An 18,140-nucleotide genomic window follows, 5' to 3' on the forward strand; every position below is an offset into this window, starting at 1 on the left:
GGCGCCGCCGGACCCGTAATCCACCGAATGCGAAAACGGGCGCGGATAGGATCTGCGCCCGTTTTCGGTTTTCGCCGACCGTTCGGTATCCGTCACGTTCCGGGGCCGGAGGCCCCGGCTGCGTTCAGACCCGCTTGGCGAGCAGCTGCTCGATCAGCGAACCGCCCTTGTCGATCGCCGCCAGCTCCTCGGCGACCGCGTTCACGGTGTCGCGGATCTGGTCGGGGGTGTGCTCGGAGGTCAGGAAGAAGCGCAGGCGCGAGGCTCGCTCCGGCACCGCCGGGTGGATGATCGGCTGGACGTTGATGCCCCGGCGGAACAGCCGATCCGACAGGGTGACGGCCTTCAGCGAGTCGCCGACGATGATCGGCACCACCGCGAGACCCAGGCTGAAGCCGGTGTCGAGGCCGAGCTTCTTGGCGGTCGCTAGGAACAGCGTGCCGTTCTGGCGCAGGCGCTCGACCCGCTCCGGCTCGGCATGCATCACGGCGAGCGCTGCCTCGGCGGCAGCGGCGAGCGGCGGCGACATGCCGACGCTGTAGACGAAGCCGCCGGCCGAGTGCTTCAGGTACTCGATCAGCGCGATCGGGCCACAGATGTAGCCGCCGCAGGTCGAGAGCGTCTTCGACAGCGTGCCCATCCAGATGTCGACCTCCTTGGGGTCAACACCGCAATGCTCGAACAGGCCCGCGCCGGTGCGGCCGGTGACGCCGAGGCCGTGCGCCTCGCCGACCATCAGCCACGCGTCGTAGCGCTTCTTGAGGGCGACGAGCCCGGCGAGGTCCGGCGCGTCGCCGTCCATGCTGTAGAGCCCCTCGACCACGATCAGCGCCCGGCGGTGCTCGTGGCGGGTCGACTGGAGCAGGGTCTCCAGGGCGTCGAGGTCGTTATGGGCGAAGGAGCGCCGTTGCGCGCCCGAGAGCTGGGCGCCGGTGACGATGCTGTTGTGGGACAGCGCGTCGTGGAAGATCACGTCGCCCGCTTCCAGGAGGGCGCCGATCGTCGTGACGTTGGTGGCGTGCCCGCTCACCATCACCACGCAGCCCTCGGACTGGTAGTGCTCGGCCAGCGCCTGCTCAAGGCTGATGTGCCCGGGCCGCTCGCCCGCCACGACACGGCTCGCCGACGCGGAGGTGCCGTAGGCCTCGATCGCCTCCCGGGCGGCGTTGCTCACCCGCGGGTGGCCGTTCAGGCCGAGGTAATCGTAGGACGAGAAGTTGGTGAAGCTCTTCTGGTCGATCCGCGTCGTGGCCCCGGCCTTGGCGTCGTGGACGCGGAAGAACGGGTTGCCCAGGCCGATCAGATCGGCCGCCTGGCGCTGGAGCTTCAGCTCACGGTAGCCCGGCAGGTTCTCGAAGTTCTGCGCCGCCGACTTGCCGGCCGGGGAGGCCGTCTTGACGGGGGCCGGGCGCGGCGTGGCGCGCCCGAGCCGGTTGGTCACGAAGCCGGCGAGCGCCGCGCGCCCGCCGTCCGGCCGTGCCGTATCGGTCATGAGTTGGTCTCTTTGATTCCGCTGGACGTCTGCTCGATGAGTTCCTTGAGCGGCGCGATCATCTGCGCATCGACCTCACCGCCGACATGCTTCGAGACAAGGCTCATCGCGACGCCGGCTGCCTCGTCCATGGGCGCGGAAACCGCCTGAATTAAGGACTCCGACAGCTCGTTGACGGTCATGCCCGAGGACAGGCCCGCGGGCGGCGCGTCGAGGGCGAAGCGCTCCTGCAGGCTGGCGCCGAGTTCGACGCCCATCAGCGAGTCGAGGCCGATCTCCGAGAGCTGGCGCACGCGGCTGATGTCGTCCTTCGGCAACCGCAGGATGCGGGCGATGTCCTCGACGATCGCGTCCGACACGGTCTTGCGGACCACGTCGAGGTCGCCGCCCTTGAGGAGCGCCGCGATGTTGATCGCCTGAACACCGCCGGCCTCGGCCTGCTGGTCCGACCCGAGTTCGGCGTAGCTCGGCGAGCGCATGGTGGCGAGACGCTCGCGCGCCTTGCCCCAATGCATCGCCGCGATGGCGATGACGGCCTCGTCGGGGGACGCGCCCTGGCTGCCCAGCGCCTCGGCCATTAGGTCGAGGCAGCGGCGGGCCTCCATCGGCGTGACGCCGACGCGGCCGGCGAGGCCTTCCATGACCGCCTTGTTGCGGGCGAGCATGCCGACATTGCCGATCGCGCCCCAGGCCACCGCCAGAGCGGGCAGGCCACGGCGGCGACGCTGCCGCGCGAGGCCCTCCATGAAGCCGTTGGCGGCCACGTAGGAGCCCTGGCCCGGGTTGCCGATGAAGGTCGTCGCCGAGGAGAACAGGACGAAGTAGTCCAGACTCCGGTCGCGGGTCGCGGCATCGAGGTGCTGCGCGCCGACCACCTTCGGGCCGATCACCGCATCGAGCGCCGCGGCGTCGATGTTGGAGATCAGGCCGTCCTGGAGCACCGCCGCCGCGTGGAGCACGCCGGCCAGCTTCTTGCCGCCCTGCTCGATCCCGGCGATGAGCCGGTCCACCGAGGCGCGGCTGGTGATGTCGACGGCCTTGGCCTCGACGGTCACGCCCCGCGCGGTGAGCTCCGCGACGATCGCCTTGGCCTCGTCGGTGGCCGCGCCCTTGCGACCGGCGAGCACGAGGTGCTTGGCACCCCGGTCGATCAGCCACCGCGCCGCCTCCAGGCCGAAGCCGCCGAGGCCGCCGGTCAGCAGGTGGACACCCTCGGCCGAGACCGTGAACGGCCGGGCCGTGTCCTTCATGATCGTGCCGGCCTTGGGCGGGCTGATCACGATCTTACCGATGTGGCCGGACTGCTGCATCAGCCGGAACGCGTCCGAGGTCTCGGCCGCCGTGAAGGGCTGGTACGGCAGGGGCTTCAGGCCGCCGTCGTTGAACAGCGCCATGACCTCGCGGAACATCCGCGCGCCGTCGTCGCCCTGGTGCTGAATCACCTGGTCCAGGTCGACGCCGAAGTAGCTGAGGTTCCGCCGGAACGGGCGCAGGCCGATATGGGTGTTGGCGACGTAGTCGCGCTTGCCCAGCTCGACGAAGCGGCCGAACGGCCGGAGCGCGTTGAGCGAGCGCTCCATCGCCTCGCCGAACAGGCTGTTCAGCACGATGTCGACGCCGTCGCCGGTGATCGCCCGGACCTCGTCCACGAAGGCGAGGGAGCGGGAGTCGAGCACGTGCTCGGCGCCCAGCGCCTTCACGAGCGCCCGCTTCTCGCGCGAGCCCGCGGTGGCGATGACCCGCGCACCCTTGAGCTTGGCGATCTGCAGGGCCGCGAGGCCGACGCCGCCCGCGCCGCCATGGACCAGCACCCACTCGCCGCGCCGCATCCGGGCGCAGGAGACGAGGCCGTAATAGGCGGTGAGGAAGGCCACCGGCACGGTGGCGGCCGCCATCGGGTCGAGGCCCTGCGGCATCGGCGCGACGACGAGGTCCGGCACCACGATGTGGGTCGCGAAGCCCGACTGGGCGAAGGCGACGACCGGGTCGCCGACCTTGAAGCCCTTCACGCCCGGGCCGACGGCCGTGACGCGGCCGGCGCACTCAAGTCCGAGGCGCGGACCGGCGAAGCCGTCCTCCAGGATCTCCTCGGGGAGCATCGAGAGCGCCCAGAGCACGTCGCGGAAGTTGAGGCCGGTGGCCTCGACGGCGATCTCCATCTCGCCCTTGCCGGGGGCGCGGCGCTCGGCCGGACCCCAGACCATCTCGCTCAGGCCGCCCGTGTTGCTGCGCTCGAGCCGCGCGGCCTCGGCCGGGACGGCGTCCGCCGGATCCCGGTGCTGCGGCCGGCCGGCGTGGAAGCGCACGACCTGCGTCCGCTCGTCGTCCAGCACGATCTCGGTCTCCGGAGTACCGGAGAGGATGAGGTCGCGCAGGCGCTCGGAGGCACGCTTCGACGACATCTCGGGGGAGAGGTCGATGCGCCGGACGTCGAGGTTCGGGGCCTCGTTGGCGAGCGTGCGGGAGAAGGCCCACACGCCGGCCTCGATATTGGTGGTCTGGCCGCCGCGATCGCGGGTCGCCCCCGGCGCCACGACCCAGAGGCGGGTCTGACGGGTGCCGAGATGCTCGGAGCAGCGCTTGAGGCTGAGGCAGCGGTCGCGCAGCCGCTCGGCCGCCTCGCCGCCGCGGGTGAAGGCGCCGGCCAGGAACACCACCGTGTCGGGGGTCTCCTTCTCCAGCTCCATCAGCGAGGTCTCGGAGTCGAGGATGATCGAGACGTGCACGCCACCCGCGACCAGCAGGGTCGCCAAGGAGGAGGCGGTCTCGGCCGCGAACTCGTCGTCCGAACCGATGACGAAGGCGAAGCTCTGCGCCGGGGCCGGGCCCGGACGCACCGGCGCCTCGGCGGTCAGCAGCAGGTCGTCGCCGTTGGCGGAGGCCGCGCGCTCGACCTCGACCTTGACCAGGCCGTGGGCGCTGAGCGTCCGCTGCCAGCCCTCGATATCCTCAAGCCGGCCCACGGGCAGGCCGCCTGCGGCCTCCTCGAACCAGCCGGCCGTGAGGCCGAACACGAGGTCGCGGAACAGGGAAGCCCCCGGCTCCACGGCCACCAGCAGGCCGCCGGTGGCGAGCGCTCCGGCGAGCTGGCCCGGCAGGGCGCGGTCGCCGCGGTGCAGGCTGCCGGACGCCAGGATCAGGTCGAAGCTTGCCGGAGCGAGCTCCTCGGCGGTCTCGACCACGGCCGCAGCACGGCCGAGGGACAGGCGGGCGCGCTCGGCGAGCCTGCGGTCGGTCTCGAAGACCGTGAGCCGGGCCTCGGCGGCGGCCGCGAAACTCGCGGTCTGCGCCGAGAGCGGGCCGAACCCGACCTGCAGAACCCGAAGCGCCCGCTCCTTCGGAAGCTGGGCATGGCTCCGCTCGATCAGGCCGGCGACCACGTCGGCGCCGTGGCGCGCGGTGGCGGAGCGCAGCACGAAGGCGTCGATCGCCCCCTGCGGCAGGGCCGGCGCGTCGGTCAGCTTCCCGGCGAGCAGCCGGTCGACCAGGGCTCCGACATCGGCGATCAGCACCAGCTCGGCCGAGAGATCCGGGTGGTCACCCGCGATCCAGCGCATGATCTCGTCGGGCGCCGGCAGGGCGGAGCCGTCGCCCAGCGTCCAGTTCTGGCCGGCGCGCTCGGCGAGGCCGCTGCTCTCGAGGGCGTAGAGGGCGTTCAGCAGCCAGGGGCGCAGAGCCTCCGGCACGCGGCTGTCGGTGACCGAGACGGTCTCGCCCTGCGCAAGCCCGGAGGCGAGGCGGTAGGCGAGCGACGTGGCCCAGCCCTCCAGCAGGAGGTGACCCGGCGACAGGGCTGCATCGGACGGCCCCTTTGCCTCGGCAGCGAGCGGACGCAGCCGCGCGGCCACGGTCGGCCGGCGCTCCATCGGGATCGCGGTCGGCTCGGTGGCGAGTTCCGGGACCTGCGAGATCGCGAAGGCCGCGAGGTCGCCGCCGTTCTTGGCGCGCAGGGCCTGGAACCGGCCCTCGCGGATCGTGGCGACCACAGCGCCCTCGGCGTCGAGGAGCGTGAAGTCGGCCAGGATCGAGCGCTCGTTGCAGCGGCGGGTGCGGATGATCGAGCGGGCGATCACCGCGCCGGGGCGCAAAAGCCGGACCTCGCCGAAGCGCACCGGGATGTAGGCCTTGCCGCCGTTCTCCCCGAGCAGGTCGGCGAACAGCAGGATCAGCCCGTGGAAGCAGGCGTCGAGCCGGTTCGGCACCAGGGCGTAGCGGCTGTCGGGCGCGGCCGGCAGCAGATCGGACACGATGGTGGCGTCGTCCAGCCGGGCGCTCATGGCGACCTGCTGGAAGCTCGGCCCGAAGGCGAGCCCGGAGGCGAGGGCCTTGGCGTAGAGCGCATCGCCGGAGAGCACGTGCTCACCCGCGGTCTCGAAGCTGAAGCCGTCGAGGTCCGGGGTCTTCGGGGCCGAGAAGGTGCCCTCGACGATCTTGGCCTGGGCATGGAGCTGCCAGGGCGTCTGGGTCAGGCGCGGTCGGCTCAGCACCTGGATGCCGTTGCCGGAGCCCGACAGACGCACCGCGACCTCGCGCAGGGCGTCCTCGGTGAAGACCATCGGCGCGACGATCTCGAAATCGGCCAGCACGACCTCGTCGTCGCGCAGGGCCTCGCGGACGCAGGACAGCGCCATCTCGACGAAGCCGGCGCCGGGCATGATCACCTGGCCGTCGACCTTGTGGTCTTCCAGCTCGGGCACGGTCGCCGGATCGACGAAGCCGTTCCACTCCAGGCCGTCGAAGGTGGTGCGCGACCCGATCAGCGGGTGGTAGGGGCGGGGGCTCATGGCGCCCACGCCCTCGGTGGTGTCGGCGAGGCGGAACGGCCGGCGCTGCCACGGATAGGTCGGCAGGCGCACGTCGCCCTTCGGCGCGTCGCCGAACAGCAAAGTCTCGCCGACCTGCGCGCCCTGGACCAGGGCGGCGCTGACCGCCTTGGCGATCGGATCGCCGCCGGAGGCCTTGCGGTGCATCACGCCGACCGTTGCGGTCTCGATGCCGAGCGGCTCGACCGCGTCGCCGACATGGGACATCAGGGTCGCGCGAGGGCCGACCTCGACGAAGACGCGGGCGCCGCGGCGGGTGGCGTCCTGCACGGCCTCGGAGAAGCGCACCGGCTCGCGAATGTTGCGCCACCAGTAGCCGGCGCCGAAATGGCTGCCGTCCAGCACCGAGCCGGTGACGGTCGAGACCATCGCGGTGGTGCCGGCCTGGGCCTTGAGCCCGGCGAGGTCGCGCAGCAGCGGCTTCTCGGTCGGGTCCATCAGCCTTCCGTGGAAGGCGTAGGCGAGGTCGAGCTTGCGCCCGCGGCGGCGCTTGCGCGACAGGGCCTTGAGGGCGGCGTCGATATCGGCCACCGGGCCCGCGACGGTGACGGCCTTCGGGCTGTTGTAGGCGGCGATGTCGAGGGTCGGGTAATCCTTGAGGAAGGTCTCGACCTCCTCGGACGGCATCAGCAGCACCGCCATGGTGCCCTGGCCGTGCGTCGTTTCCTGGTGGTGGCTGCGGTAGTAGATGACCCGGACCGCGTCCTCCAGGCTCAGGATCCCGGCGGCCTCGGCGGCTGCGATCTCGCCGACGCTGTGGCCGAGGACGTAGGACGGGATCAGGCCCTTGGCCTTGAGGGCGGCCGTGGAGGCGCTCTCGATGGCGAAGATCAGCGGCTGCGAGACGCTGGTCAGGACCAGGCGCTCGCCGAGATCGTCGGCGTAGAGCGCGTCCTTCAGCGACCAGTCCGAATAGCCCTGGAACAACGTGTCGATCCGGTCGAAGGCCGCGCGGAAGGCCGCGTTCTCCTCGTAGGCCTCGCGGCCCATGCCGGCCCACTGGCTGCCGTTGCCCGAGTAGACGAAGGCGACCTCGGCGACCCGGTCGACCGCGGTGCCGGTGAAGGCGTCCTGGGTATCCTCGCCCTCGCCGACGGCGCGCAGGGCCGCGACCACGTCGGCCTTGCCGTCCAGCGCGACGGCGAGGCGAGCCGGCATGCGCTCGCGGCGATGCGCGACAGCGGCCGCCATGGCGGCGGCCTGCGCGGGCTCGGCCTCGAGGCGCTCGGCGTAGTCGAGGGCGAGCTCGTTCAGCGCGGCCCGGCTCTGGGCCGAGAGCAGCAGCACCTGTGCGGACGATTCGGGAGCCGATTCGGGCGGTTTCGCCCAGGCGGGGGCGTCGGTGATGACGACGTGGGCGTTGGTGCCGCCGAAGCCGAAGGAATTCACACCCGCGAAGCGCTCGCGCGAACCGCGGCCGATCGGCATGGCCTCCCGCACCACGTGCAGGTTGAGCTCGTCGAACGGGATCTCGGGATTCAGCTCGGCCGCGTGCAGCGACGGCGGCACGAGGTCGTGCTCCAGCGCCAGCGTCGCCTTCATCAGGCCGGCGAGGCCCGAGACCGGCTCGGTATGGCCGATATTGGTCTTGATCGAGCCGATCGGCAGCGGCGCCTGCCGGCCGCGGCCGAGTTTCGAGCCGATGGCCGAGGCCTCGATCGGGTCGCCCACCGGCGTGCCGGTGCCGTGCGCCTCCATGAAGGCGAGGTCGTCGAGCCGGATCTCGGCCTCGCGATAGACCTTCTCCAGCAGGGCACCCTGGGCGTAGCCCGAGGGGAGGGAGATGCCGGTGGTGCGCCCGTCGGAGTTGATCCCCGAGGCCGCCACCATGGCGCGGACCGTGGCGCCGTTGCGCCGCGCGGCCTCGGCCGATTGCAGCACGAACACCACGCCGCCCTCCGAGCGCACGTAGCCGTCGGCGTTCTTGGAGAACGCCTGGCACAGGCCGGTGCGCGAGAGCATCTGCGCGGTCGAGAAGCAGATGAAGTTGAACGGGCTCGCCAGCACGTTGACGCCGGCGACGACGGCGGTGTCCACACGGCCGGAGCGGATCGCCTGGACGGCGTTGTCGAAGGCGACGAGCGAGGACGAGCACGCCGTGTCGACGGTGAAGCTCGGGCCCTTCAGATCGAAGATGTACGAGATGCGGTTCGAGATGATGGAGAGCGTGTTGCCGGTCGCCGCGTAGGCGTCGCCCGACGGCGCATCGAGGATGCGCAGGTTGCCGTAATCGAGCGACGAGGCACCGACGAACACGCCGATATTGCTGCCGGCCACGCTCGACGGGCGCAGGCCCGCATCCTCAAGGGCTTCCCAGGTCAGCTCCAGCAGCATCCGTTGCTGCGGATCCATCTGCTCGGCCTCGCGGGGCGAGATGCCGAACACCGCCGGATCGAACGACCACACGTCGCCGATGATACCGGCCGCCCAGGTGTAGCTCTTGCCGCGCTCATGGGCGCGTGGGTGGGCGAACCGCTCCAGGGAGAACCGGTCGGCCGGCACCTTGCTGACGGCGCAGCGTCCTTCGGACAGGAGTGACCACAGCCCATCGACGCTGGGGGCCCCGGGCAGTCGGCATGCGCGTCCGACGATCGCAATGTCTGTACGTTGTGTCACGTTCGGTTCGCACACGCTCGTTATCGGAAGTCGGCTCGGCTCTCGACGAGTGAGTACCCTCTCACCCCTTACTGTGGCACCATTGCGGTGTCCAACCAGCCCCAACGCGAGGTCATCCCTGCGCGGCGAAATTGCCGGAGGCTGTGACATGTATTCATCAGCAGCTTATCCAATTCCCGCGGCCACAATGCCAAGATTGGATGACTCGACCGGCTGTCGTAACGCTGGGACGATCATCAGAAAGCCACAGTTGCGCCGCGCCGGCCGGACCCCGTCTACGTGCGGCGCGCCGGTTTGCCGAAGACATCTTCTCCGGGCCGGCGAGATCCGGACCTGAGGATGCCGGCACCCGGAGCGCGGCGGCGATGATCAAGACGCTGCCTCCGCCCGGCGCTCTTCCCTTCGCCCGACGCAGCAACATGTGGATGCCCGGTTCGCGGCGCTCTGGGGACCGCCGGAATCGGCCGAGCCTGCCTCCGGGATCGCGCCGACAGAGCCGGCCTCGATGATCGCACTCCGCATCCGGCCCTCCCGGTAGCCCGCCCAGCGGCTTGCTGCAACGCAGCATGGTCCGAGTGCCGCGACGATGCAACCCGACCGCGTTTGGATCACGTCCGGGCTGGCGCCCGGATGCAACAACCTGTTGGATGACCGTTTATTGACGGCACACGCCCCGCGCCCGCTTGGCGTGCGCACCGCTCCGATGCCGCTTCGCAGCGCGGGCGGCTTCCTGTAGAAGCGCCCCGCCCCCGAGGACCCGACCCGAGGATCGGCGAAGGACTGCGATGACCGAATTGCCGAACGTGCACGTGCGCGCCGAGGTCCTGGCTCAGGCGCTGCCCCACATGCAGCGCTACGACCAGGAGATCGTGGTGATCAAGTATGGCGGCCACGCCATGGGCGACCGGGCCGCCGCCGAGGATTTCGCCGAGGACATCGTCCTGCTGGAGCAATCCGGGCTGAAGCCGATCGTCGTGCACGGCGGCGGACCCCAGATTGGCAAGATGCTCGACCGGCTCGGCATCCAGTCGGAGTTCCGCGGCGGCCTGCGCGTCACCGACGAGGCCACCGTCGAGGTGGTCGAAATGGTCCTGGCCGGCCTGATCAACAAGCAGATCGTCGGCTGGATCTCCGCCGAGGGCGGCCGGGCGGTCGGCCTGTGCGGCAAGGACGGCAACATGGTCCGGGCCAAGCGGGCGATGAAGACCGTCGCCGATCCCGAGAGCCATGTGGAGCAGACCGTCGATCTGGGCCTCGTCGGCGAGCCGGATCACGTGGAGCGCGGCGTCCTCGACGCCGTCCTGAAGGCCGAGCTGATCCCGGTCCTGGCGCCCGTCGCCTACGGGGCGGACGGGCAGACCTACAACGTCAACGCCGACACCTTCGCGGGCGCCATCGCGGGGGCGCTCCGGGCCAAGCGCCTGCTGCTGCTCACCGACGTTCCGGGCGTGCTCGACAAGGACAAGAAGCTGATTCCCGAGCTGACCGTGGAGGATTGCCGCCGCCTGATCGCCGACGGCACCATCACCGGCGGGATGATCCCGAAGATCGAGACCTGCATGTACGCGATCGAGCGGGGCGTAGAGGCGGTCGTCATCCTCGACGGCAAGGTCAACCACGCGGTGCTGCTGGAGCTGTTCACCGATTACGGCGCCGGCACCCTGATCCGGCGGGGCTGAGCGCCGCACCGGGACGGGTCCCATCGGCGGGGCGGCAACTTCCGCCTTGCCGGCGCATTGTCGTGCCCCGGACCGGCCTCGTGCAGGCCGGCCTTGCGAGCTTGACCGTCTCGGTCCAGACTTGTCCACAGGGGACCACGAGCCAAAGGGATCCGGTGCACCACCCCGACAAGGCCCAGTTCACCACCGCCGCGGCGCGCGGGTTCGCAGATGTCGACACCTGGGTGTTCGACCTCGACAACACGCTCTATCCGAGCGACGCCCGGGTCTGGCCGCAGGTCGACGAGCGGATCACGCTCTACGTCATGAAGCTCTACGGGCTCGACGGGATCTCGGCCCGCGCCCTGCAGAAGCACTTCTATCACCGCTACGGCACGACCCTGAAGGCGCTGATGGTCGAGGCCGGGGTCGATCCCCACGAGTTCCTCGACTTCGCCCATGACATCGATCACTCGACGATCAAGCTCGACCCGGATCTCGGTGACGCGATCGAGCGGCTGCCGGGGCGCAAGCTGATCCTCACCAACGGGTCGCGCCGACACGCCGAGAACGTCGCGTCCAAGCTCGGCATCCTCGACCATTTCGAGGACGTGTTCGACATCGCCGCCGCCGATTTCGTCCCGAAGCCGGAGCGCTCGACCTACGAGCGGTTCCTCCGGACTCACGGGGTCGAACCGACCCGCGCCGCCCTGTTCGAGGACATCGCCCGCAACCTCGCCGTGCCGCATGACCTCGGCATGGCGACCGTGCTGGTGGTCCCGAAGATCGCCGATCCCTACCGCGAGGCGTTCGAGCAGGAAGCGGTTCGCGACGCGCATATCGATCACATCACCGACGACCTCGCGGCCTTCCTGTCCGCCTGTGTGCTGCCCGAGGCCGGCGTGAAGCCGGCATAGGGTGGGGAGGACGTCCTAGAATTTTCGCCTCTCCATGACGAGAGAATCTCAATTCTGTTCTGCGGAGAAGGGCTAGCGCGACGATCCCGCCCCGTCATTCCGGGGCCGCGCAGCGGAGCCCGGAATCCAGAGCCGCCAAGGCGCTCAAGCCTCGCACCACAAGCGGTTCTGGATTCCGGGCTCGCCTTCGGCGCCCCGGAATGACGGGGCGGGATCATCACCATGACCCCGCCGGCCGATCGCGCCCGCGACCCAATCGACAAGCCGGCGACGATCCTGTAGAGAGCCGGCCAACTCACAACAGGATCGCCGAAATCCTGGCGCCGATCGCCCATGAGGGGCGAAACGGCGCGACGGCCGGAGCTATGCCATGAACATCATCGAGCAGCTGGAGCGCGAGGAAGTCGCGCGCCTCGCCAAGACCATCCCGGATTTCGAGCCGGGCGACACGCTCATCGTCAACGTCCGCGTCAAGGAAGGCGAGCGCACCCGCGTTCAGGCCTACGAGGGCGTCTGCATTGCCCGCTCGGGCGGTGGCCTCAACGAGAGCTTCACGGTTCGCAAGATCTCTTACGGTGAGGGCGTCGAGCGCGTCTTCCCGGTGCATTCGCCGATGATCGACTCGATCAAGGTGGCCCGCCGCGGCAAGGTGCGCCGCGCCAAGCTGTACTACCTACGCGACCGCCGCGGGAAGTCGGCCCGTATCGTCGAGCGGACCGATCGCTACAAGGCCAAGGACACGCCGGCCGGGGCGCCCGCCGCCGCCGAGTAAGCTGTCCGGGCGCCCGCTCCAACAAGCGGTGACCCTGTTTTCAGACCGGTCCGGCTCAGCCGGGCCGGTTTTTTCATGGCCGATCGTCGTGCTCGTCTGCTGATACGCGGCCCTCAGGCCGCTCGGATGCCGTCGAGGAACCGCTGGATCTCGGCGGAGAGCTGCTCGGACTTGCGCGCCATGCCGCGTGCGGTGCCGAGCACCTGCTCGGCCGCGCCGCCCGTCTCCTCGGCCCCCTTCGACACGTCGGCGATGTTGCCGGTGACCGCCTCGGTGCCCTCCGCGGCCCGCGCGACGCTGCGCACGATCTCCTCGGTGGTCGCGCCCTGCTGCTCGATCGCGACCGCGACCGTCGTCGCGAGCCTGCTCACTGTGTCCACGGTCCGGCCGATCCCCTGGATCGCGTCAACGGCCTGCCGGGTCGAGGCCTGAACCGCGCCGATCCGCGCCGCGATCTCCTCGGTGGCGGAAGCGGTCTGTTCGGCCAGCGCCTTGACCTCGGCCGCCACGACCGCGAAGCCCCGGCCCGCCTCGCCGGCCCGGGCCGCCTCGATTGTGGCGTTGAGCGCCAGCAGGTTGGTCTGACGGGCGATGTCGGCGATCAGGCTGGCGACCGCGCCGATCTGCTCGGCCTCGTCCGCGAGGTCACCCACGAGGGCGTTCGTGCGCTGTGCCTCGGTCGCTGCCTGCGCCGTCCGGGCCGAGGATTGCGCCATCTGCCCGGAAATCTCCTGGATGGTGACCGCTATCTCCTTGGTGGCGGCGGCGACGCTCTGAACGCTTCCGGCCGTCTCCTGCGCGGCCTCCGCCACGCGCGCGGCCCGCGCGCTCGTGTGCGACGCGGTCCGCGTCATCGCATCGGCGGCCGCCTGCATCTCCGTGGCCGCCGCGACATCCGTCATCAGGATTCCGGCCTGGGTCTCGAACGCCTGGGTCAGGTCGCCGAGGATCTGCGCATGCCGGGCCTCGGCCCCCGCCGCGCGCACAGCCGCCCGGTCGAGCTCGGCCTTATCGATCAGCGCCTGGCGGAACACCTCGACGGCGTCGGCCATCTGGCCGATCTCGTCCATCCGGTTGAGTCCGGAGACCGGACCGGCGACATCCCCGCCGGCGAGGGTCTGCATGCGGCGACCGAGCTGGTCGAGGGCGCGCGTGATGCTGCGCCCGATTAGGACCAAGCCGACAACCCCGAGGGCGCCGACGCCGAGGAGGAGGCCGATCGCCGCGAACGCGAGCGAGAGGAAGGCGGCCTTGATGTCGTAGGTGTAGGTTCCCGCGGCGATCATGATGTTCCAGGGCTCGAACCTGACGGCGAATGTGGTCTTCGGGTACAGGCCCTCACGTCCGGGCCGGGCGTATCGATACGTCGTCACAGCCGTTTCGGACGTCCTCAGCTGGTCGATCAGCGTCCCGGCTACGCGGACACCGTTAACCCGCGTGTCCAGCTGATTGCTGCCGACAAGTCTGCGGTCGGGAACCGCCAGGGCCGTGCCGTCCATCGCGTAGATGGCGACGTAGTTGGTGGCGCCACCGAAGCGCTTGGCCATGGCGGTCTCGGCAAGCTCCGAGAGGGCCGCCTCCCGGGTCAGCGCACCGTTCCTCACCCGGGTCTCGAGACTCTGCGCGTAGGTGGTGAACAGCTCCGTGATGGCGCGCAGCGATTGCAGCCGCTCGGACAGCATTTCCCGGTAGCACAGTCGCAGACCGGCAGCCCCGATAAGTGCAACAACCAATCCGGTGAGTACAATTTGCGCCATGATCCGGCGCGACAGACTCTTCTTCCAGAACTTTACGAATCCTGGAAGCGGAACCTGAGATCACCGCATCGTCGAGCGACCGCAGCACGCGAACGGACCCGTGGACTGGCCCGACATCGGGGGCCTCCGGCACGGGATCGTTGGCAGATTGGGGTCTCTGGGGTCAATCGGGCCGGTTGGCCGGATGCCGGTGCGGCCCGGCGGAACGGCGCGCCGGGCTTCACCGCCGGCGCGATCCGGATCCGAACACCGCTACCCGATCCGCGCGGTGACCTCGATCTCGACGCGCATCTCGGGGCGCAGCAATCCGGCCACGATCACGATCGTGGCGGCCGGTCGAACATCGGCCAGCACCCGGCCGCAGACCGCCAGCACCGCCTCGGCATCGTTCCGGTCTGTGACGTAGTAGGTGGCGCGCACGACGCCACTGAGGCTGGATCCGGCCTCTGCCAGGACGTCCCGGATCGTCCGCCAGCAAGCCTCGGCCTGCGCGGCGGCGCCCTCCGGCATCGTCATCGTGGCGTAGTCGTAGCCGGTCGTCCCGGACAGGTAGACGGTGTCGCCGTCGGCGACCGCCCGGGAATAGCCGTAATCCCGCTCGAACGGCGAGCCCGACGTGATCAGCCGTCGGCTCATCCGCCGCGCAGGGCTTCCAGCACCTTGCCGCCGGGCCGGCCGGTCGGGGTCATGCCGAGGCGGCGCTCCACGTCCTTGATGGCATCCCGGGTCTTCTGGCCGACCTTGCCGTCCGGCTCGCCGACATCGTAGCCGCGGGCGGCCAGCCGGGTCTGGAGATCGCGCCGCTCGGCCCGCGACAGGGGCGGATCGTCGGTCGGCCACGCCGCCTGGACGCCGGCCTTGCCGCGCAGCCGGTCGGACAGGACCGCGATGGCGAGGCCGTAGGATTCGGCGGCGTTGTACGAGTAGATCGCGTCGAAGTTCTTCGTCACCAGGAAGGCCGGGCCGTCGATGCCGGCGGGCGCGATGATCCCGGCGGGACCGTCGCCCGAGAGCGGGCGGCCATCCGCTCGGGTGACGCCCAGCGACGCCCAGTGGCCGACCGGCTTCTTGTTCTTGCGCCCGGCGGCGCCGACGTTGAAGCCGCGGGGCAGCTTCACCTCGTAGCCCCAGACCTGGCCGTGCTGCCACTTGGCGACGTGCAGGAAGTTGGCGGTGGAGGCGACGGCGTCGGCGACCGAATCGGCGACGTCGCGCCGGCCGTCACCGTCACCGTCCACGGCGAGGCGGTGATAGGTGGTGGGCATGAACTGGGTCTGGCCGAAGGCGCCGGCCCAGGAGCCGGTCAGCCGCTCCGTCGCGATGTCGCCGCGCTCGATGATCCGGAGGGTGGCGATCAGCTCGCCGCGGAAGAAGTCCCGGCGGCGGTTGTTCGAGCAGGCCAGCGTCGCCAGCGACTGCACCAGCGGCATCTTGCCGAGGTTCTTGCCGAAATTCGATTCGACGCCCCAGACCGCCGCGATCGTGTAGCGGTCGACCCCGTAGCGAACCTCGGCCTGGGCCAGAGCCGCCGCGTTCTGGCGCATGGCCGCGCGCCCGTCCTCGACCCGCTCGTCGTCGACCAGCGCCGCCATGTAGTCCCAGATCGGTGTCTTGAACTCGGGCTGCGCCTGGGACAGCTCGATCACCTTGTCGTCGTAGCTGATGCCGCTCGTGGCGGCCCGGAACGTCTGCGCCGAGACACCGGCCCCGGCCGCCTGGGACTGGATGCCGGCGAGGCAGCTGTCGAAATCCGCCCATGCCGGCAGGCTCGCCAGCGGCAGGGCCGCGATGCCGGCGAGCAGCCCGAGCGCGCGCGCCAGTCTCGGTCCCGTCGGGTGCTTCGGCATTCTGGCAATCCTCACGATGCGGGGCGGAGTCTGGGCGCGGATTCAGGCGACATGAGGGTTAACGAAGCGTGTGACCGGGCAGCATCACCGCGGCCGTGAGCGCGCTCGGCGCACCGCGCTCAGCCCGGAGCGGCGGCCGGATCGTCGCGCCGGAGCCGCTCCAGATAGGCGCAGAGCATGTCAGCCAGCGCATCGGCATAATCCTGCAGAGTCTCTTCCGTGCAGGCCTGCTCCGAGATGCGCTCGCCGACCTCGCCCAGGGTCATGGCGATGATCTCACCCGCCCGGAGCCGGTCCGGCTCGGCCGTGCCGGGGAGCGCCTCGCGCAGGAAATCCCGGAAGACTCGCGAGCCGGCCAGCTGCGGCTCCGCGGCCTCCGGCGCGTCCCGATAATCCGGCGCCGCATCGTCGAGCGCCCGACGCATGGCCGCCTCCTCGCATTCCGAGCGCACGAACGCGTGCACGGCGGCGCGCAGCCGCTCGCCCGGCGGCGTGCCGCGAGTCTCCAGGATGGCGGCGAGCCGCGCAGAGGTGTCCCGCCATTCATCGCTCTGCAGCTGGAACAGGATCGCCGCCTTGTTGGGGAAGTACTGGTAGAGCGAGCCGATGCTGACACCCGCGCGCTCGGCGACGCGCGCGGTGGTGAAGCCCCGGGTCCCGACCTGCGCCAAAACCTGAGCGGCCGCCTGCAGGATGGCCGAAACGAGGTCGCTGGAGCGGGCCTGCCGGGGCTGTTTTCGCTTGGAAATACCGAGACTTGGACGGTCAGCCATGGGGCGGGGCTCGGAACGCGAATAGCGAGGGTCAGGGCGCGCCCGTACTCTGCGTCTTGTTCAGACGAACGCCAAGACGGAAAGCAACAGACCATGTCACGTCAGATCTCAACCCTCGCCGAGCCGCCTGTCTCGACGGTGTTGGACAGTCTCTTCGCGCAAGCCGAGGCATCCTCACCGTTGACGGCCATCGCCGATCTTTCCCCGGACGAGCGGGCGCGGCTGATGGGCAGCAAGACCGGCTACCGTGACTTCTACGGCCGTCTCAAGGACATGCCGCTCGCGGTCTCCCGCGAGACCGGGCGGCTGCTCTACCTGCTGGCGCGCGGATGCCGCGCCCGCACGATCGTCGAGTTCGGCACCTCCTTCGGCCTCTCGACGCTCCACCTCGCCGCAGCCCTGCGGGACAACGGTGGAGGCCGGCTGATCACCTGCGAATTCGAGCCGTCCAAGGTGGTCCGGGCGCAGGCGAACCTGACCGCCGCCGGTCTCGCAGATCTCGCCGAGTTTCGTGAAGGGGACGCCCTCCAGATGCTGAGCCTCGACCTGCCGGACACGGTCGACCTGCTGCTGCTCGACGGCGCCAAGGGGCTCTATCCCGAGATCCTCAGTCTCGTGGAGCGTCGTCTCCGGCCGGGCGGCCTCGTCGTCGCCGACAACGCGAATGACAGTCCCGACTACCTGGCCCGGGTGCGCGCACCGACCAGCGGCTACCTGTCCGTCCCGTTCGCCGAGGATGTCGAGCTGTCGATGCGGCTCGGCTGAACGCTACGACCCCGCCTCGGGGGCTGATGGACGGCCGCCTCGGCACGCGGCGGCCGCCGTCCGGTGTCCCGGAGAGTTCGGGCCGGTCAGGCCCATTCCCGCTGGGCGAGCTTCTGCTCGTAGGCGTCGATCGCCGAGGCGCGCTCCAAAGTCAGGCCGATCTCGTCGAGCCCGTTCAGCAGGTTGTGCCGTCGGCCGGCATCGATGTCGAAATGCAGCTTGCCGCCGTCCGGCCCCTTGATGGTCTGGGCCTCCAGGTCGACCGTCAGGGTCGCGTTCGCGCCGCGCTCGGCGTCCTCGAACAGCTTCTCTAGGTCCTCGGGCGACACGACGATCGCCAGGATGCCGTTCTTGGCGCAGTTGTTGAAGAAGATGTCGGCGAAGCTCGTGGAGATCACGCAGCGGATGCCGAAATCGGCGAGCGCCCAGGGGGCGTGCTCCCGCGACGAGCCGCAGCCGAAATTGTCGCCGACCACCAGGATCTTGGCATTCCGGTAGGCGGGCTGATTGAGCACGAAATCCGGATTCTCCGAGCCGTCCTCGCGGTAGCGCATCTCGGCGAACAGGCTCTTGCCGAGCCCGGTCCGCTTGATCGTCTTGAGGTACTTGGCCGGGATGATCCGGTCGGTGTCGACGTTGATCGTCCGCATGGGCGCCGCAACGCCCTCCAGGATCGTGAACTTTTCCATCGTGTGACGGCCCGTGACGGTGGCTCTTCGT

At 70.2% G+C, this 18,140-nt stretch carries 11 protein-coding genes; 4 read left to right on the forward strand and 7 right to left on the reverse strand.

All coding sequences use genetic code 11. The features are described 5' to 3' along the window. Positions 1–124: 124 nt before the first annotated feature. Positions 125–1,492, reverse strand: a complete 1,368-nt coding sequence (locus tag M6G65_RS03770; protein ID WP_250103590.1) for an aminotransferase class I/II-fold pyridoxal phosphate-dependent enzyme — start codon at positions 1,490–1,492, stop codon at positions 125–127. Next, a complete protein-coding gene (locus M6G65_RS03775; protein WP_250103591.1) occupies positions 1,489–8,931 on the reverse strand; it encodes a type I polyketide synthase in 7,443 nt (2,480 codons plus the stop codon). Before M6G65_RS03775 ends, M6G65_RS03770 begins: the two co-directional genes overlap by 4 nt. Before the next feature lie 785 nt (positions 8,932–9,716). Between M6G65_RS03775 and argB the strand changes: the two genes are divergently transcribed. The 3 genes from argB (at position 9,717) to rplS (ending at position 12,278) form a co-directional block, all read left to right on the forward strand. Then, the gene (gene argB / locus M6G65_RS03780; RefSeq protein ID WP_250103592.1) at positions 9,717–10,610 is read left to right on the forward strand and encodes an acetylglutamate kinase; all 894 of its coding nucleotides are present in this window, start codon (positions 9,717–9,719) and stop codon (positions 10,608–10,610) included. Between the two features lie 155 nt (positions 10,611–10,765). Further along, positions 10,766–11,506 carry a pyrimidine 5'-nucleotidase gene (locus M6G65_RS03785; RefSeq protein WP_192711042.1) on the forward strand — a complete coding sequence of 247 codons (741 nt, stop codon included), beginning with the start codon at positions 10,766–10,768 and terminating at the stop codon, positions 11,504–11,506. A gap of 370 nt (positions 11,507–11,876) precedes the next feature. Further along, entirely contained in the window at positions 11,877–12,278 is a 402-nt protein-coding gene (gene rplS / locus M6G65_RS03790; RefSeq protein WP_192710976.1) for a 50S ribosomal protein L19, read from the forward strand. Positions 12,279–12,391: 113 nt separating this feature from the next. Here the strand turns inward: rplS and M6G65_RS03795 are convergent, their stop codons facing one another. The 4 genes from M6G65_RS03795 to M6G65_RS03810 form a co-directional block, all read right to left on the reverse strand. Next, entirely contained in the window at positions 12,392–14,035 is a 1,644-nt protein-coding gene (locus tag M6G65_RS03795; RefSeq protein ID WP_238198941.1) for a methyl-accepting chemotaxis protein, read from the reverse strand. 252 nt (positions 14,036–14,287) lie between these two features. After that, entirely contained in the window at positions 14,288–14,671 is a 384-nt protein-coding gene (locus M6G65_RS03800) for a RidA family protein (RefSeq protein WP_250103593.1), read from the reverse strand. Next, entirely contained in the window at positions 14,668–15,882 is a 1,215-nt protein-coding gene (locus M6G65_RS03805) for a lytic murein transglycosylase (protein ID WP_250103594.1), read from the reverse strand. Before M6G65_RS03805 ends, M6G65_RS03800 begins: the two co-directional genes overlap by 4 nt. Before the next feature lie 119 nt (positions 15,883–16,001). Beyond that, positions 16,002–16,655, reverse strand: a complete 654-nt coding sequence (locus M6G65_RS03810) for a TetR/AcrR family transcriptional regulator (protein WP_238198936.1) — start codon at positions 16,653–16,655, stop codon at positions 16,002–16,004. Between the two features lie 93 nt (positions 16,656–16,748). Here M6G65_RS03810 and M6G65_RS03815 point away from each other — a divergent pair, with 93 nt between their 5' ends. Next, positions 16,749–17,420 (forward strand): O-methyltransferase, encoded by a 672-nt coding sequence (locus M6G65_RS03815; RefSeq protein ID WP_250103595.1) that lies wholly within the window; start codon positions 16,749–16,751, stop codon positions 17,418–17,420. 86 nt (positions 17,421–17,506) lie between these two features. On the opposite strand, the gene leuD is transcribed toward M6G65_RS03815, so the two are convergent. Further along, positions 17,507–18,109, reverse strand: a complete 603-nt coding sequence (gene leuD, locus M6G65_RS03820; protein ID WP_238198933.1) for a 3-isopropylmalate dehydratase small subunit — start codon at positions 18,107–18,109, stop codon at positions 17,507–17,509. Positions 18,110–18,140 lie beyond the last annotated feature (31 nt).

It is taken from the genome of Methylobacterium tardum, assembly GCF_023546765.1.
GTDB classification, from domain to species: Bacteria; Pseudomonadota; Alphaproteobacteria; order Rhizobiales; family Beijerinckiaceae; genus Methylobacterium; species Methylobacterium tardum.

Bases quoted from the DNA above. Each gene is read 5' to 3' on its own strand.
- M6G65_RS03770 (WP_250103590.1), bottom strand. From the start codon at position 1,492: ATGACCGATACGGCACGGCCGGACGGCGGGCGCGCGGCGCTCGCCGGC.
- argB (WP_250103592.1), top strand. From the start codon at position 9,717: ATGACCGAATTGCCGAACGTGCACGTGCGCGCCGAGGTCCTGGCTCAG.
- rplS (WP_192710976.1), top strand. From the start codon at position 11,877: ATGAACATCATCGAGCAGCTGGAGCGCGAGGAAGTCGCGCGCCTCGCC.
- M6G65_RS03795 (WP_238198941.1), bottom strand. From the start codon at position 14,035: ATGGCGCAAATTGTACTCACCGGATTGGTTGTTGCACTTATCGGGGCT.
- M6G65_RS03800 (WP_250103593.1), bottom strand. From the start codon at position 14,671: ATGAGCCGACGGCTGATCACGTCGGGCTCGCCGTTCGAGCGGGATTAC.
- M6G65_RS03805 (WP_250103594.1), bottom strand. From the start codon at position 15,882: ATGCCGAAGCACCCGACGGGACCGAGACTGGCGCGCGCGCTCGGGCTG.
- M6G65_RS03810 (WP_238198936.1), bottom strand. From the start codon at position 16,655: ATGGCTGACCGTCCAAGTCTCGGTATTTCCAAGCGAAAACAGCCCCGG.
- M6G65_RS03815 (WP_250103595.1), top strand. From the start codon at position 16,749: ATGTCACGTCAGATCTCAACCCTCGCCGAGCCGCCTGTCTCGACGGTG.
- leuD (WP_238198933.1), bottom strand. From the start codon at position 18,109: ATGGAAAAGTTCACGATCCTGGAGGGCGTTGCGGCGCCCATGCGGACG.